The 12076-nt window shown below is 63.2% G+C and carries 23 protein-coding genes and 2 tRNA genes; 16 read left to right on the forward strand and 9 right to left on the reverse strand.

Annotation, left to right across the window (positions count from 1 at the left end; all coding sequences use genetic code 11):
- Both GGD66_RS03165 and GGD66_RS03170 read right to left on the reverse strand, forming a co-directional pair.
- Complete coding sequence (locus tag GGD66_RS03165; protein ID WP_312014032.1) at positions 1–777, reverse strand: hypothetical protein; 777 nt, start codon at positions 775–777, stop codon at positions 1–3.
- Positions 778–818: 41 nt separating this feature from the next.
- Positions 819–893 (reverse strand) — tRNA-Glu (locus GGD66_RS03170).
- 227 nt (positions 894–1120) lie between these two features.
- On the opposite strand from GGD66_RS03170, the gene GGD66_RS03175 reads away from it, so the two are divergent.
- From GGD66_RS03175 to GGD66_RS03185, 3 genes are read left to right on the forward strand one after another with little or no spacing between them, the layout of a single operon-like run.
- Positions 1121–1375, forward strand: a complete 255-nt coding sequence (locus GGD66_RS03175; protein WP_018323099.1) for a PilZ domain-containing protein — start codon at positions 1121–1123, stop codon at positions 1373–1375.
- Positions 1376–1431: 56 nt separating this feature from the next.
- A complete protein-coding gene (locus GGD66_RS03180) occupies positions 1432–1677 on the forward strand; it encodes a hypothetical protein (protein WP_092258429.1) in 246 nt (81 codons plus the stop codon).
- A gap of 6 nt (positions 1678–1683) precedes the next feature.
- Entirely contained in the window at positions 1684–1851 is a 168-nt protein-coding gene (locus GGD66_RS03185; protein WP_092258426.1) for a hypothetical protein, read from the forward strand.
- A gap of 127 nt (positions 1852–1978) precedes the next feature.
- On the opposite strand, the gene GGD66_RS03190 is transcribed toward GGD66_RS03185, so the two are convergent.
- Both GGD66_RS03190 and GGD66_RS03195 read right to left on the reverse strand, forming a co-directional pair.
- Positions 1979–2617: a glutathione S-transferase family protein gene (locus tag GGD66_RS03190; RefSeq protein WP_092258423.1), complete on the reverse strand. Its 639-nt coding sequence runs from the start codon at positions 2615–2617 to the stop codon at positions 1979–1981.
- Positions 2618–2918: 301 nt separating this feature from the next.
- Positions 2919–3371 carry a VOC family protein gene (locus tag GGD66_RS03195; RefSeq protein ID WP_092258420.1) on the reverse strand — a complete coding sequence of 151 codons (453 nt, stop codon included), beginning with the start codon at positions 3369–3371 and terminating at the stop codon, positions 2919–2921.
- A gap of 276 nt (positions 3372–3647) precedes the next feature.
- Between GGD66_RS03195 and GGD66_RS03200 the strand changes: the two genes are divergently transcribed.
- Positions 3648–3812 carry a hypothetical protein gene (locus tag GGD66_RS03200; protein WP_177237193.1) on the forward strand — a complete coding sequence of 55 codons (165 nt, stop codon included), beginning with the start codon at positions 3648–3650 and terminating at the stop codon, positions 3810–3812.
- Between the two features lie 170 nt (positions 3813–3982).
- Here the strand turns inward: GGD66_RS03200 and GGD66_RS03205 are convergent, their stop codons facing one another.
- The gene (locus tag GGD66_RS03205; RefSeq protein ID WP_092258660.1) at positions 3983–4249 is read right to left on the reverse strand and encodes a hypothetical protein; all 267 of its coding nucleotides are present in this window, start codon (positions 4247–4249) and stop codon (positions 3983–3985) included.
- Between GGD66_RS03205 and GGD66_RS03210 the strand changes: the two genes are divergently transcribed.
- Positions 4236–4433 (forward strand): hypothetical protein, encoded by a 198-nt coding sequence (locus GGD66_RS03210; protein ID WP_183256859.1) that lies wholly within the window; start codon positions 4236–4238, stop codon positions 4431–4433. The two genes, GGD66_RS03205 and GGD66_RS03210, sit on opposite strands and share 14 nt — an antisense overlap.
- Here the strand turns inward: GGD66_RS03210 and GGD66_RS03215 are convergent.
- Positions 4430–4732 (reverse strand): hypothetical protein, encoded by a 303-nt coding sequence (locus GGD66_RS03215; protein WP_018323106.1) that lies wholly within the window; start codon positions 4730–4732, stop codon positions 4430–4432. The genes GGD66_RS03210 and GGD66_RS03215 overlap by 4 nt on opposite strands.
- 113 nt (positions 4733–4845) lie before the next feature.
- Positions 4846–5337, reverse strand: coding sequence for a hypothetical protein (locus GGD66_RS03220; protein WP_179730538.1), 492 nt, complete (start codon positions 5335–5337; stop codon positions 4846–4848).
- A gap of 346 nt (positions 5338–5683) precedes the next feature.
- On the opposite strand from GGD66_RS03220, the gene GGD66_RS03225 reads away from it, so the two are divergent.
- From GGD66_RS03225 to GGD66_RS03250, 6 genes are all read left to right on the forward strand, one after another.
- Positions 5684–5980 (forward strand): HU family DNA-binding protein, encoded by a 297-nt coding sequence (locus tag GGD66_RS03225; protein WP_018323108.1) that lies wholly within the window; start codon positions 5684–5686, stop codon positions 5978–5980.
- A 44-nt stretch (positions 5981–6024) separates the two neighbouring features.
- Entirely contained in the window at positions 6025–6387 is a 363-nt protein-coding gene (locus GGD66_RS03230) for a hypothetical protein (RefSeq protein ID WP_092258414.1), read from the forward strand.
- 268 nt (positions 6388–6655) lie between these two features.
- The gene (locus GGD66_RS03235) at positions 6656–6793 is read left to right on the forward strand and encodes a hypothetical protein (RefSeq protein WP_177237192.1); all 138 of its coding nucleotides are present in this window, start codon (positions 6656–6658) and stop codon (positions 6791–6793) included.
- Positions 6794–7017: 224 nt separating this feature from the next.
- Positions 7018–7167: a hypothetical protein gene (locus GGD66_RS03240; protein WP_177237191.1), complete on the forward strand. Its 150-nt coding sequence runs from the start codon at positions 7018–7020 to the stop codon at positions 7165–7167.
- Between the two features lie 183 nt (positions 7168–7350).
- The gene (locus GGD66_RS03245; RefSeq protein WP_177237190.1) at positions 7351–7497 is read left to right on the forward strand and encodes a hypothetical protein; all 147 of its coding nucleotides are present in this window, start codon (positions 7351–7353) and stop codon (positions 7495–7497) included.
- 327 nt (positions 7498–7824) lie between these two features.
- Entirely contained in the window at positions 7825–8022 is a 198-nt protein-coding gene (locus GGD66_RS03250; RefSeq protein WP_018323112.1) for a hypothetical protein, read from the forward strand.
- 212 nt (positions 8023–8234) lie between these two features.
- Here the strand turns inward: GGD66_RS03250 and GGD66_RS03255 are convergent, their stop codons facing one another.
- Positions 8235–8465, reverse strand: a complete 231-nt coding sequence (locus tag GGD66_RS03255; RefSeq protein ID WP_092258405.1) for a hypothetical protein — start codon at positions 8463–8465, stop codon at positions 8235–8237.
- 281 nt (positions 8466–8746) lie between these two features.
- Here GGD66_RS03255 and GGD66_RS03260 point away from each other — a divergent pair, with 281 nt between their 5' ends.
- On the forward strand, positions 8747–9037 hold the full coding sequence (locus GGD66_RS03260) for a hypothetical protein (RefSeq protein ID WP_183256860.1): 291 nt from the start codon (positions 8747–8749) through the stop codon (positions 9035–9037).
- 68 nt (positions 9038–9105) lie between these two features.
- Here GGD66_RS03260 and GGD66_RS03265 read toward each other — a convergent pair whose 3' ends face one another.
- The gene (locus tag GGD66_RS03265; protein WP_162832225.1) at positions 9106–9270 is read right to left on the reverse strand and encodes a hypothetical protein; all 165 of its coding nucleotides are present in this window, start codon (positions 9268–9270) and stop codon (positions 9106–9108) included.
- Positions 9271–9507: 237 nt separating this feature from the next.
- On the opposite strand from GGD66_RS03265, the gene GGD66_RS03270 reads away from it, so the two are divergent.
- The 4 genes from GGD66_RS03270 to GGD66_RS03285 all read left to right on the forward strand — a co-directional run bounded on the left by GGD66_RS03270 (position 9508) and on the right by GGD66_RS03285 (position 11956).
- Positions 9508–10269, forward strand: coding sequence for a Sir2 family NAD-dependent protein deacetylase (locus GGD66_RS03270; RefSeq protein WP_183256861.1), 762 nt, complete (start codon positions 9508–9510; stop codon positions 10267–10269).
- Positions 10270–10466: 197 nt separating this feature from the next.
- Positions 10467–11129, forward strand: a complete 663-nt coding sequence (locus GGD66_RS03275; protein WP_026202878.1) for a cold-shock protein — start codon at positions 10467–10469, stop codon at positions 11127–11129.
- A 169-nt stretch (positions 11130–11298) separates the two neighbouring features.
- Positions 11299–11784, forward strand: a complete 486-nt coding sequence (locus GGD66_RS03280; protein WP_183256862.1) for a DUF192 domain-containing protein — start codon at positions 11299–11301, stop codon at positions 11782–11784.
- A gap of 95 nt (positions 11785–11879) precedes the next feature.
- Positions 11880–11956: transfer RNA gene (locus GGD66_RS03285), tRNA-Pro, on the forward strand.
- The last annotated feature ends 120 nt before the right edge of the window (positions 11957–12076 follow it).

Consider the following 12076-nt stretch of genomic DNA (forward strand, 5'->3'; position numbering starts at 1 on the left):
CTAGATTGATCCGAACAGCACCAGCAAAGCCAGCGAGCCCATGGCCATGGCGAACTGGATCGTCGTCCAGACCAGTCCGTTCGGGCTGATCTCCAATCCTAACGGCGGCAACGCGCGCCGCATCGCCAGCGCCGTGAAGGCTTCGACAATGGCGAGCAGGAGGGCGATGCCGGCGATGAAAGACCAAGACTCGGCCGGCGGCATCCATGGCGCGAGCCAGGCGGGGACGGAGCCTTTCAAGGCGGCGAGCAACGCGAACCAGCCGAACCAGAATGCCGAGCGCTTGACGATGTCGGGGCCGATCGTTTCGGGTTCGAGGCGAATACCGAATGTTGCCAGCGCGCTTTCGATGCGCTCGCCGTCGGTCAGGACGACGAACGCGCCGAGATAGAGCGGAATGCGCGACTGGAAGAGCAGGGCGAGGATACCGAACAGGATTACGTGGCCGATGACGTCGCCGAGAATATCGCTGATTGCGTTCTTGGCGCTGCTGCTTGATGGCACGAGCGCCGCCGGCGCAGAATCTGCGTGACGCTGCGGCAGCGATCTGTCGCGCGCCATGTGCTCCAGCATTTTGGCGCGCCGGTCCGATGGATGCTGGCGAGGATGGCTTAGCCACGGCGGAAGGCGCGGCGTCATTGCGGACGCGGCGGACGAACGTTCTATCTCGGGGTTACACTGCGCCATGGGCCTGGACCGGTTCCAACTGACGTTGGTCGGTGGCGAGCAGCGGGGAGGTTCATGCGGGAGCGGGGGAAATTGCAGCCGGGCTGTCATTGGCGGCCCATTGCGGCGCCATCTATCGCCGTCGCGTGCACTGGCGCTCCCTAGCGGAATCGAACCGCTCTCTCCACCGTGAAAGGGTGGCGTCCTAACCGATAGACGAAGGGAGCAAACGCAGGGCCCTGCCGTTGTTCCCGGCACGGCCGCTGGCCGGCCGAGTCGGGCCCGGCGGCTTGCAGCGGGCGAACGTATAGTGGCCTTTCCGGCTCCCGGCAAGCCGTCCGGGGCCGGTCTTTTGGCCCCGGTGGACAGCGCCGGCCCCCGGGGTGATCCGGAGGCGATTTCAACGGTTTCTTAGGGTTCCCTGAGTAGCGCTGGAATAGGAGATCTTTCGCCAATGCCACCGCCGAAAAAGCGCGCAGCCCGCAAGCTGCTGTCGCAGCATGCCTGGATCACGCTCGACGGTGGCTTCGCCGCACGGCATTGCCTGGTCCAGGACATCTCGGATTCGGGCGCCAAGATCACGCTGGACGAGGATGCGAGTCAGCTCCCGGGCGTGATCCGGCTCGCCTTCGCACGCGACGCGCGCACCGGGCGGAGCTGCCAGGTGGTCTGGCGCCGCGGCAAATCAGCCGGCATCAAGTTCATCTGATCGCGGCCGCGGCCGCCCCGATGGCGCCCGGCACCGCTCCGGGCTAGAACGCCGCCATGCGCACGCCGCTCCTCATCCTGATCTCCTTGCTCGCCACATCCGCCGCCGCGGCAGAGGCCTTGCGTCTGCCGCCAGCGGAGCGGCCGCAGGCCGGCAAGGCCCTGTCGCTGAAAGGCGCGGCCGGGAAGGCACGGGCGGGCTCCTGCGCCACTTTCGGCCCGCGCTTCGTCATGGTCGAGGGCACCGGGACCTGCGTGAAGATCGGTGGCTCGATCAGCATCGACACCACCGTGAGGCGCTAGAGGCCCATGCCGGTGGACCTGCTGCGCCTCGACCTCATCGTTCCCCTGCTGATGTACTGCGCGCTGCTCTGGTGGGTCGGCCGCGGCTTGAGCTGGACGGCGCGGCTGGCGACCGCGGCGGTGACCCTGGTGCTGATCGTTTGCGTGCTGATGGTTGAGCGCGGCTGGCGGTAAAGCCAAAACTAAAAAACGCGAAAACAACCCCATGCACAGTAGCGTCAAGTGCTGAGCTGACGCCGCAGAATTGCGCCAAAACGCGGATTCATCGCGCTCTCGCCGCAGCTTGCGCAGCGCTGCCGGTTCACGACATCGGTGGTGCGACATGCTGTGCAAAACCGGGCCGTTTGCCGAGCTCGGCGAGCCAGCGCGTCAGATGCGGCTGCGCCGGCCGGGTGATGCCCTCGACGCCGAGCCAGCGCCGTGCATAGGAGCCGAGCGCGATGTCCGCGAGCGTGAACGCATCGCCCTCAATGAAGCGGCGCGAGGAGAGCAGGCGGTCGGCGATCGCCCAGACCTCGGCGGCGGCATCGGCATCGCGCTGCACCTGGATCATGTCGCGCTCGGCGGGGGCCGTGCGCACGATGCCCCAGAACACCGGGCGGTCGACCGGCTGCAACGTCGACAATGTCCAGTCGAGCCAGCGATCGACCGATGCGCGGCTCTTCGGCGCCTCCGGATAGATCGGCGTGCCGCTTCCATGCGCGAGGCAGAGATAGCGCATGATCGAGTTGGACTCCCACAGCACGAAGTCGCCCTCGACCAGCGTCGGGATCCGTGCATTGGGGTTCATCGCGAGATAATCGGCCTCGCGGGTCCGGCCGTAACTCATGCCGGCGTCGATACGCTCATAGGGTAAAGCGAGCTCGGTGAGGCACCACAGCACCTTCTGCACGTTGACCGAATTGGCACGGCCCCAGATCGTCAGCTTGGTGTCAGGCATGAGGCGTCTCCCGCGGCGTTGTCGCTTGCCGCGGGTGATAGCGGAATTCGCCGTTCGGAGCGATGCGCGATTGCGGCGCGCCTCTCATGCAAAAAGCTCCGCCCGAGGCGAAGCTTTCGTTGCAAAACAACTCGCAAACTTGAACCCGTCGTCAGCGGCCGAAGAACAGCCACAACAGAATGATCACCGGGATCGGCACGCCAAGCATCCACAGCAACAGCCCTCTCGCCATCACATCCTCCTCCAATCGGCTTCGTTGAAGAGAGAACGTCGGGCGCGAAAGCTTGTTCCTGCCGGGGCCTTACCAATGGCCGGTATTGGGCATCGATGCCCAGGGCTCCTGCGGCGGCTTCGGCTCGCCCTTCTGCAGCAGCTCGATCGAGTGCAGGTCCGGCGAGCGGACGAAGGCCATGTTGCCGTCGCGCGGCGGACGGTTGATGGTGACGCCGGCCTTCATCAACTGCGCGCAGGTGGCGTAGATGTCGTCGACCTCATAGGCGAGATGGCCGAAGAAGCGATCCTCGCCGTACTTCTCCTCGTCCCAATTCCAGGTGAGCTCGACCAGCGGCGCACCGCGCGTCTGCGGCTGCGTCTTCAGCGCCTCGAGATCGTCCGCCGAGCACAGGAACACCAGCGTGAACCGCCCCTTGTCGTTCTCGATCCGCCGCACCTCCTTCAACCCGAAAGCATCAACATAGAATTTCAGCGCGACATCGAGATTGCGCACGCGCAGCATGGTGTGGAGGTATCGCATGGTTGTTGCTCCCTAACGTTCGGAGGGTTTTGCTTTGGGCCGGGGCGGCGGGAGTAGGAGATAGCAGGAAAGTGGGAGGAGGGGCAGGGGGCGGGGCAAATGTGTGCGAAGGGGAAAGGTTGGTGAACCGAGCCAGCCGAGCATGGACTGGAGCCGCGGAGTAGGCGGGCTAGCGATGGCAAATGACCTGAGCAGCCCTATCGCGGCCAAGGTCCCTCTGGACTGCTCTGCGACGGTTGCGGTTGAACCCCAACTCCGCCGGCGCGACCCATCCATATGCTCCAAGCCGTGCTCAGCGCGATCGTGGATATCCTCCTGTCTGCCGCATGGAGCGCCGTCGTCAGATTCTTCGGTCTGGAAAACGTCGTCGAGATCGTGACGGCGATCTTCGGCTTTGGCTGTATTGTGATCGGCACTGCGGTCTTGTTGCTCGGGCACTGACGAGGGCAATCGTGAGAGATCACCGCAGGCGAGCTTCTCGCCACGTTGATCTTCGGATGCGATTGCCCTGCCTCGACAGGACTCGACCGCAACGGCCGCTGAAGCAATCGGTACGAGATGGCCGCGCCGTTCCGTGGGGAGCGACGCAGTCAGCCGTGCCGAACGCCGGCTTACTTCACGTTGCTGCGGGTCTTCGTGCCGCCCTGGTCGCTACCCGGGCCGGAGCCGCCCTGGCCGGAGGCGTCGGGCTTCACCATTCCGCCCTTGCTCATGCCGTCCTTGCTCATCCCGGTCGTGCCCTTGGTCATCGAGCCCTTGTTCGGGTTTTTCATGCCGGGCTTCTGCATGTTGTCGGACTGCGGGGCGGGGCCGGTCTGGGCAAAGGCGGAGCCGCACATGAGACCGAGTGCGGCGGTCGCGATCATGAACTTCTTCATCGCAAGCTCCTCGTTGGTTGCATGGGCCAACGGGAACGCGGAAGCCATGTTCCTCGGTTTGACGTTCAGGAGGAAAGAATTCTCCGACGCCGGAAGTCGCCGCCCGCGATATGTCGGCGGGCGTGCGTTCTTGCGCGGGGGCGAGCTGCCTGGGGCCGCCGACGTCGTCGCCGCCTGCAACTAGGCCGCAATCCGTTGTTCGACCGGGGCCGTCAGCAGCTTGAGCGCTTGTGCGTGTTGCAGGTCGGGGACCGCGATCGCCGTGTGGCTGTAGATCGCATGGCTGCGCGATTTTGCAATCTTGTCCAGGATCTGGCTGCCCTTGATAACGTGAAGGCCCATGCCCTCGTCAGTGGGGAAGATCGCCAGCACCACGTCATAGGCCGCGATGACGGCCCTGAGTGCTTCGGCCTTGTCCTCGGCGACGTCGACGAAAACACGAACATCAGCCGCGAGTTCACGCAGCTCGTCAAAATCCAGCACTGTGGGGATACTCCAAACGCAACGAGACTGAATGGAGCTTGGCGGCGTTGGGTTACTGAAGTGTCAACAAGGCGTGCCGAGCCACAAGTTTCACGACGAGGTGACTTCACGCTCTAGCGCTTTGCTTCCTCCTTGCGAAGCCGGGCCTCCGCGGCCTCGTCCACGAGGTTCAAGGCGAGGCCGTCATAACTCAGCTTGAGCCCGCGGCCGACGATCCATGTCCATCCCTCTCGCTCCTTGATGGGTTGCGCGTTGAACTGATCGGAGATCGATTTGACGGCAGCGTCCTGCGCCCCCGGATTGTTCAACTCCGCCTTGACGCGCCAGATCGGGTGCCTGGCGTCGACCTCCTCGCTGTCGACCGTGACCTTGGCGCCGTTGATGTCGCATTCGAAGGTGTAGGAGTCGCGGCTCCGGCGGCAGAGATAGCGGCGTTGACTGACGAGCTTGCTGGTCTCGTCGAATGTCATCCCGGGCGAGAAGCCGAAGATGTCGGACTTCTTCACGAGGGCGAGGGACGCAGGCTTCAGGAAGCTCGGCTGGATCGCGACGAGGGCAGCGACGGCGACAACGATCAAACCTGCGATGACGATAGCGACCTTCATGAGCACCCCACGAGCAACCTTCAGACCATTATAGGCAGCCGGGCCGTTCTACCATGCCCCCAAAAGCGAAAACCCCGCCTGGGGGAAGCGGGGCTCTCTGTGGGGTGAAGCTTAGGGACTTCAATGATATGACGCGCCAGCCGTAAAATGGTTCAAACGGAAATCGGAAGGTCCTGCGGCATCTTCACAGGAAGTAGGGAACCCCGCAGAAGCCCTGCTTGCGTTTTCGGCCTCGATGGGTTCTAAGCCCCGTCACTTCATGACCTCTGGCATGAAATCAGCGCGCCCCCGCGCTTCAGGCCGCGTCCCCAGCAGAGTTGCTCGCGCGCACAAAAGGAATTCAGACATGGCGAAGATGACGAAGACTCAATTGATTGATGCAATTGCCGAGGGCACGCAGCTTTCGAAGAACGACGTGAAGTCGGTGATCGAGTACATGGCGACGGTCGGTTACAAGGAGCTCAACGAGTCCGGTGAGTTCGTCATTCCCGGTTTCGTGAAGATGTCGGTCGTGAACAAGCCGGCGACCGAAGCCCGCATGGGCGTCAATCCCTTCACCAAGGAGCCGATGCAGTTCGCGGCCAAGCCGGCGAGCAAGTCGGTCAAGGCCTCGCCGCTGAAGGTTGCCAAGGACGCCGTCTAAGGTGCCGGCGATGTCGTTGCGGCGGAGCGATGCCGCAACGATCAATGGCTGAAGACAAGGTGATGCTCGGCGACGGCGATGCCGAACATCACCACGACGATCAGGACGAACCACAAAGCGCGCCGGTCGGTTTGTCCCGGCGCGCTCTGCGGTTTCCCGCAAGCCGGGCAGACCGCGAAAGGCCGATCGGGATCTCGGTCTCACAGAACTCGCAGATCATCGGCGCCTCGATGATGAAGAGCACCGGCTCCGGAGTCGGACGTGGTAACGCGGGACACCGCCTCATTCGGCCGGTCAATGCGAAGGTTGGAAGATTCGTTCCCGTGGCTACGACCCGCTGCACCTGGCAGGCAGCCGTTGCCTTCAAAGAAAAACCCCGCGCTTTCGCACGGGGCTCTTCTGGCTGACGGCGTTGGGATTTCAGCGCCTGGCCGCCAGCCGTATTTCTAACTTAAAGTTGAAAGTCCAAAAAGCAACAGCGCCGCGATGACGGAATATGTTCGTTCACCGCAGCGCTGCCATATGACTGGGCGCTGAAATCCCCAGCTTCAATGGGTCCAGGCGGCGTTGAAAAGGTTCAACGCGATAGGGCGGGAAATCGCACGCGACCGGCTGGACTTTTTGTTCTCATTTTGTTCTAGTGAGCCGCCTTAAGGTCCGCTTGGGAGGTGACTCATGACCGTCGAAAAACAGCGCGAAGTGATCAGGCTCTGGAACGAGCTCAGGAAGCTCGAGGGCCCGGCCGCGGAAGAGCTCCGGATCCAGATCCTGGAATGCTTCTCGGAAAAGGAAAAAGTGAAGCGGCCGGCTTGATCTGCTCCGGCGGACGCCGACAACGCCAGGGATACGGCAGGCGCCGTCTGGTCTGACGGCTCGCGCTTGGTCGGGCGGCTTCGTAGGGGCGACGAGGCGACCAACTTGAAGTCCGTCTTGGCGGGGTGTGGTCGCTGCTGCGAGCATTCGCCGCTGATGATTCAGGAACGAACATGTGCCGTCAGCGTTCGGCCTGCATGACTTGCCCGCGATGCGCCAAGCCGATGATGGCGACTTCCGCCAACAGCTTTCGATGCGAACCTTGCCGCGAGATCGTCATCGTGTTTGCGGTCGTGTCGAAATTCCTGCCGCCGAAGATTGTGCCGAGCTACATCGCTGAAGAGGTTGCGTCGCGCGCTTTCATCGATCGTTAGGAATCGCTTCGCACTGATTTTTCCGACTCCGATTCGTTCTTTGAGAACGAAATGGAGTCGGATGCAGAACATGTCGCGCCTGACGCACGCGATGCGGCCACACGCATCAAAACGAGACAGCGTGATGCTTCGCACAGTCGCGTCCGCGCCTTCTCCGTAAGGAGTGAGGCGAGGGAGAGCGAGATGAATGCGTGCTGGTTTCTCGCCGAGATCGCGAAAGTGTTCTGGTACGATCGGCACCCGCGCTTGCGCAAAGGCAAACCGTCAGTGCCGCAAGTGCCGCCGCCGGGATCGAAATCTCCCGAGGCCTCGTCTCCTGATGCGCCGTGAGCCGATCATCGTGCCTGCGCGCACGTTTTGTTAAGAGTTGCTCCGCGCCGATTTCTTCGATTCCGAGTCATTCTTCGAGAACGAAATGGTGTCGAAGCTGGAACAAAGCCGGTCGCCAGGCTGCGGTCGCTTCGGCTTCCTGCGATATGGCAAGCGGCTCGCTGGAAATCCCAGGCACTCCGCAAACTCCTAACGATCATTTGCGCGGAAGCCGATAACCCTATTCGGTTAGGTTAAAAGCCTAATCGCGTTGCGATTGGCGCTCGTTGCGGTAGGTGTCTGGCAAGGACAAGCAAGAAACGACCTTTGCCAAGAAGCATTTTTATCATGACACCTTTTTCAGAGCCGTCCTTTTACCAAGGCGACCGACAGACCTACCGGCGCGTCGCCATCGTCGGCGCGCTGTTCTGTCTCGCTTTCGTGGTGATCAGCTTCTCGCTGCGGCCGCAGCTCGAGGACACGCGCGTCGCGGTCAAGGCCGACCGGTTGGTGCGCACGGCGGGCCAGGCGGCGCACGCCAATTAAAGGCGGCGCTAGCGATCGTCGCTGTGGATGCGATCGTCGGCCGGCACCTGCGGTGCCGCGCGAGGCGAGCGCCACGAAACCGGCATAGCCGGACAGATTGAGCAAAACTTCGAGCCACGCGGGCATGTCGGGCCTCTTCCGCTCTCCGAAGAGGGATTCAACGTCCGCGCGCATTCCTGGTTCCCTGCTCCCGGGAAGGAACTCGAAGGAACTCAGAGCGGAGAAGAGGGGTCGAGCCGGCGGCCGAGGGTCGCGACGGATTCGCTCGACGGCTGCTCTTTCAGGAACTCCGCGATCGCCCGCGCCAGCTCGCCGTCGCTCATCGGCGTCGGCGGCGGGTGCAGCGCGCCGACACCGAAGCTGCGAACGATCTCGTCGTAGTGCTGATCTTCGGATCGGGGAACCAGCCTGCGGATACGGGCCAGCAAAGCAGATAACGGCAAACTCTCCTCCTCGATCGTTCGCCCCGCTGGCAGCAATCCTCGTCTGCTGCCATCTGCTCCCGTGAAACTGAAAACCCCGCCAGCATCGCGGAGATGCTGACGGGGCTTCGTGCTGTTGCCTCTACCCGGATGGCGGAGGCTCCCGCACTTGAGGAGGCAATCCCCGGCCGGCGATTTCGTTCCGCCCGCATCGGCTTTTTTTGCCCCGCCCGGTTCCGCGCCCTGCGCGCAACCATCGCTGGCGCTCGTCGTTATCTCCGCGAGACGCGAAGGAGGAGAGCATGAAGAAAACACTGGCAGTTCTGGCCACCGTCGCAGCCGTTGGCGTGACCGCGATTGCGGCCCCTGCGCCTGCCGAGGCGCGCGGGCGCGGCATCGGCCCGGGCCTCGCATTCGGCCTCGCCGCCGGCGCGATCACCGCGGGTGCGGTCGCAGCGTCCCATCCCTACGGCTATTACGGCCCGCGCTACGGCTATTATGACGGCCCCGACTATTATTACGGGCCGGGCTCCTACGCCTATTACGGCGGCGGACCGTACTACCGGCGCCATCACCACTGGCGCCATTGGTAGCCACTCTCAAGCGAAAAGCCCGGAGCGATGCTCCGGGCTTTTTTCACGTGCATTGATCGGGACGTGAACTACGGCCAAAGCGAGGGCCGTTCGACCTTGCGGGCATTCTCCAGGGTCGACACGAAATATTCTTCGCGCTCGCGCTTGAATTTTTCCTGCGTGGCACGGAAGGCGGCGACACGGGCTGCGATTTCATCGCGCTCACGAGCTTTGCGTTCTTCGTCTTCGGTCATGACCATCCCCTCGGGTTTACTTAACTCAAGCACTGCCGCCGCATCATCTTGAGTCGCATTGACACATCCATTGGGGCTCCTGAATGGGGCGTCAATGGGGAGGAGGCATTGCAGGATTGTGATATGCGAGGGTCGGAAAAAATTGCCGAGCGCTTCGCGTTGGCACTTGATAAGAGCGTCAACAGTCTTGCCGCTTGCGCATGATGCTGTCAGGCAGGACGAATCGGGAGGCCGCGATTGATTGCATCGGATCTTCAAAGCGGCGTTGAACGGCTCGGCGACATGATTGCCGAGGCGAGGGTCATCGTGCCGTTCACCGGCGCCGGCATCTCGACCGAATGCGGCATTCCCGACTTCCGCTCGCCGGGCGGAATTTGGACACGCAACCGTCCGATCCCGTTCGACGAATTCGTCGCGAGCCAGTCAGCGCGGGACGAATCCTGGCGCCGCCGTTTTGCGATGGAGGAGGTCTTCGCGGCGGCGAAACCCGGCCGCGGCCATCGGGCGCTGGCCTCGCTCTACCGTGCCGGCAAGGTTCCCGCCGTCATCACCCAGAACATCGACAATCTGCACCAGGCCTCCGGCTTCGCCGGCGAGGACGTAGTTGAACTTCACGGCAATACTACTTATGCGCGCTGCATTGGATGCGGGCAGGCCTATCCGCTCGATTGGGTGAGGCGTCGCTGCGACGACGACGGCCTCGCGCCTAATTGCACCGCGTGCGACGAGCCGGTGAAAACCGCCACGATCTCATTCGGCCAGATGATGCCCGATGATGAAATGCAGCGCGCGACCGCATTGTCGCAGGCCTGCGACCTCTTCATCGCGATCGGTTCCTCGCTCGTGGTCTGGCCCGCGGCGGGCTTTCCGATGATGGCAAAGAACGCCGGAGCACGCCTGGTGATCATCAATCGCGAGGCGACCGAACAGGACGACATTGCCGATCTCGTCATCCATCACGACATCGGCGAAGCACTCGGGCCCTTTGTCGCCAATTGAGGCATCAATTTGATTCGCGGCTGTGCAAGCTGTTCATAGGTTCCGGCGAATCTCTTTTTTGTCTATGCCTCGCAACCGGGAGTGTTATCTTTTGAGTCGAAAGATTCGCGTCGCGTCCAGTTGAGAAGGTTCTCGAAAGACGCGTGATTCGATGCCGCTGCTGAGGCGGGTCGCATGACAGTGTGGGGTCCGGGGTTATGGGGTCGTCGGACGGATTTGAGTCCAAGAAGCTCGGGGTTCCCGGGCAGGGGGCATCGCCCGGGCGGATTACGCCGGGCGAGCACGGCAGCGCCGGTCGCGAGAGCGGGCTCAGTCCGTTCAGCGGGCTCGGCGAGACCAGCGCCAATCTCGTCGAAGTCCACGGCGTCATCAAATGGTTCGACGCCTCCAAGGGCTATGGCTTCATCGTTCCCGACAATGGTTGGCCGGACGTGCTGCTGCACGTCACCGTGCTCAGGCGCGACGGCTTCCAGACCGCCTATGAGGGCGCCCGCATCGTCGTCGAGTGCATCCAGCGCGCCAAGGGTTACCAGGCGTTCCGCGTGGTCTCGATGGACGAGTCGACCGCGATCCATCCGGCGCAGATGCTGCCGCCGCGTACCCATGTCACCGTCACCGCGACCAGCGGGCTGGAACGGGCCCAGGTCAAATGGTTCAATCGGCTGCGTGGCTTCGGCTTCCTGACCTGCGGCGAGGGCACGCCCGATATCTTCGTGCACATGGAGACCTTGCGACGCTTCGGCATGACCGAGCTCAGGCCCGGCCAGTATGTCCTGGTCCGCTTCGGGCCCGGCTCGAAGGGCATGATGGCGGCCGAGATCCATCCCGAGACCGGATCGCCGGGATTGCAGTCGCACTAAGCGCGAGAAGACTCGCGCTCTAGCCTCCAAGTCCCTGCAAGCTTCAAATCGCCCAAGCTTCCCCTTCCCGCAATCGTGAGCAGGGCCGCGTCGGCAGACCGGTGCGCCTCTGGCTTTTCCGGCGGCCGCCGCGTAAGGACTGCTCCAGTCCCACGCCTCGAGTGCCCCCATGAATCCTGATCGTAAGGCTGTCTGGTCCGCTCTGAAGGGCTGGCTCGCCGCCGTCCTCGTTATCGCCGGCTGTGTCGTTGCCGGCGCGCCCGCCGGCGCCGCCAGCTTCCAGCCGCTCGAGATCGTCACCAAGAACGGCGTGCAGGTGTTCTCGGTGGAAGTAGCCACGACCGAGGAGGACAAGCAGACCGGCCTGATGTACCGCAAGGAGCTGGCGGACGGCAAAGGCATGCTGTTCGACTTCAATCCCGAGCAGGAGGTGTCGATGTGGATGAAGAACACCTATGTCTCGCTCGACATGATCTTCATCCGCGCCGACGGCCGCATCCTGCGCATCGCCGAGAATACCGAACCGATGTCGACCAAGATCATCTCGTCCCGGGGGCCCGCCAGGGCCGTGCTGGAGGTGGTGGCGGGAACGGCGCAGAAATACGGCATCCGCCCCGGCGACCGCGTCGGCCATCCGCTGTTCGGCAGCAAATAGGCGGGCAGGCGGCGGGGCGCCTCGGGGCTTGACGGCGCCTTGGAAGCCTTGCTGGCGCCTTGGGAAGCGTGTATCGACGGGGCTCGCCGGACATTCGGGGTATAGCGCAGCCTGGTAGCGCGGCAGTTTTGGGTACTGCAGGTCGTTGGTTCGAATCCAGCTGCCCCGACCAGTTCTGGGGGTGAATCTCCTAGGCTTTTCCCTGCGACCTCCGACGTGATCTGACAGGCAGGGCTTACGGCGTCCCCGCGATTTCTTCGCGATGTTTCAGGCCACTGCGCCCTCGCGGACC

The sequence above is a fragment of the Bradyrhizobium sp. CIR48 genome, assembly GCF_014198315.1.
GTDB lineage: Bacteria > Pseudomonadota > Alphaproteobacteria > Rhizobiales > Xanthobacteraceae > Bradyrhizobium.

Excerpts from the sequence above, each read along its gene's own strand:
- GGD66_RS03165 (WP_312014032.1), bottom strand. The coding sequence starts at position 777 with ATGACAGCCCGGCTGCAATTTCCCCCGCTCCCGCATGAACCTCCCCGC.
- GGD66_RS03175 (WP_018323099.1), top strand. The coding sequence starts at position 1,121 with ATGCCACCGCCGAAAAAGCGCGCAGCCCGCAAGCTGCTGTCGCAGCAT.
- GGD66_RS03180 (WP_092258429.1), top strand. The coding sequence starts at position 1,432 with ATGCGCACGCCGCTCCTCATCCTGATCTCCTTGCTCGCCACATCCGCC.
- GGD66_RS03185 (WP_092258426.1), top strand. The coding sequence starts at position 1,684 with ATGCCGGTGGACCTGCTGCGCCTCGACCTCATCGTTCCCCTGCTGATG.
- GGD66_RS03190 (WP_092258423.1), bottom strand. The coding sequence starts at position 2,617 with ATGCCTGACACCAAGCTGACGATCTGGGGCCGTGCCAATTCGGTCAAC.
- GGD66_RS03195 (WP_092258420.1), bottom strand. The coding sequence starts at position 3,371 with ATGCGATACCTCCACACCATGCTGCGCGTGCGCAATCTCGATGTCGCG.
- GGD66_RS03200 (WP_177237193.1), top strand. The coding sequence starts at position 3,648 with ATGCTCCAAGCCGTGCTCAGCGCGATCGTGGATATCCTCCTGTCTGCC.
- GGD66_RS03210 (WP_183256859.1), top strand. The coding sequence starts at position 4,236 with ATGAACTTCTTCATCGCAAGCTCCTCGTTGGTTGCATGGGCCAACGGG.
- GGD66_RS03205 (WP_092258660.1), bottom strand. The coding sequence starts at position 4,249 with ATGAAGAAGTTCATGATCGCGACCGCCGCACTCGGTCTCATGTGCGGC.
- GGD66_RS03220 (WP_179730538.1), bottom strand. The coding sequence starts at position 5,337 with ATGAAGGTCGCTATCGTCATCGCAGGTTTGATCGTTGTCGCCGTCGCT.
- GGD66_RS03225 (WP_018323108.1), top strand. The coding sequence starts at position 5,684 with ATGGCGAAGATGACGAAGACTCAATTGATTGATGCAATTGCCGAGGGC.
- GGD66_RS03230 (WP_092258414.1), top strand. The coding sequence starts at position 6,025 with ATGGCTGAAGACAAGGTGATGCTCGGCGACGGCGATGCCGAACATCAC.
- GGD66_RS03235 (WP_177237192.1), top strand. The coding sequence starts at position 6,656 with ATGACCGTCGAAAAACAGCGCGAAGTGATCAGGCTCTGGAACGAGCTC.
- GGD66_RS03240 (WP_177237191.1), top strand. The coding sequence starts at position 7,018 with ATGATGGCGACTTCCGCCAACAGCTTTCGATGCGAACCTTGCCGCGAG.
- GGD66_RS03245 (WP_177237190.1), top strand. The coding sequence starts at position 7,351 with ATGAATGCGTGCTGGTTTCTCGCCGAGATCGCGAAAGTGTTCTGGTAC.
- GGD66_RS03250 (WP_018323112.1), top strand. The coding sequence starts at position 7,825 with ATGACACCTTTTTCAGAGCCGTCCTTTTACCAAGGCGACCGACAGACC.
- GGD66_RS03260 (WP_183256860.1), top strand. The coding sequence starts at position 8,747 with ATGAAGAAAACACTGGCAGTTCTGGCCACCGTCGCAGCCGTTGGCGTG.
- GGD66_RS03265 (WP_162832225.1), bottom strand. The coding sequence starts at position 9,270 with ATGACCGAAGACGAAGAACGCAAAGCTCGTGAGCGCGATGAAATCGCA.
- GGD66_RS03275 (WP_026202878.1), top strand. The coding sequence starts at position 10,467 with ATGGGGTCGTCGGACGGATTTGAGTCCAAGAAGCTCGGGGTTCCCGGG.
- GGD66_RS03280 (WP_183256862.1), top strand. The coding sequence starts at position 11,299 with ATGAATCCTGATCGTAAGGCTGTCTGGTCCGCTCTGAAGGGCTGGCTC.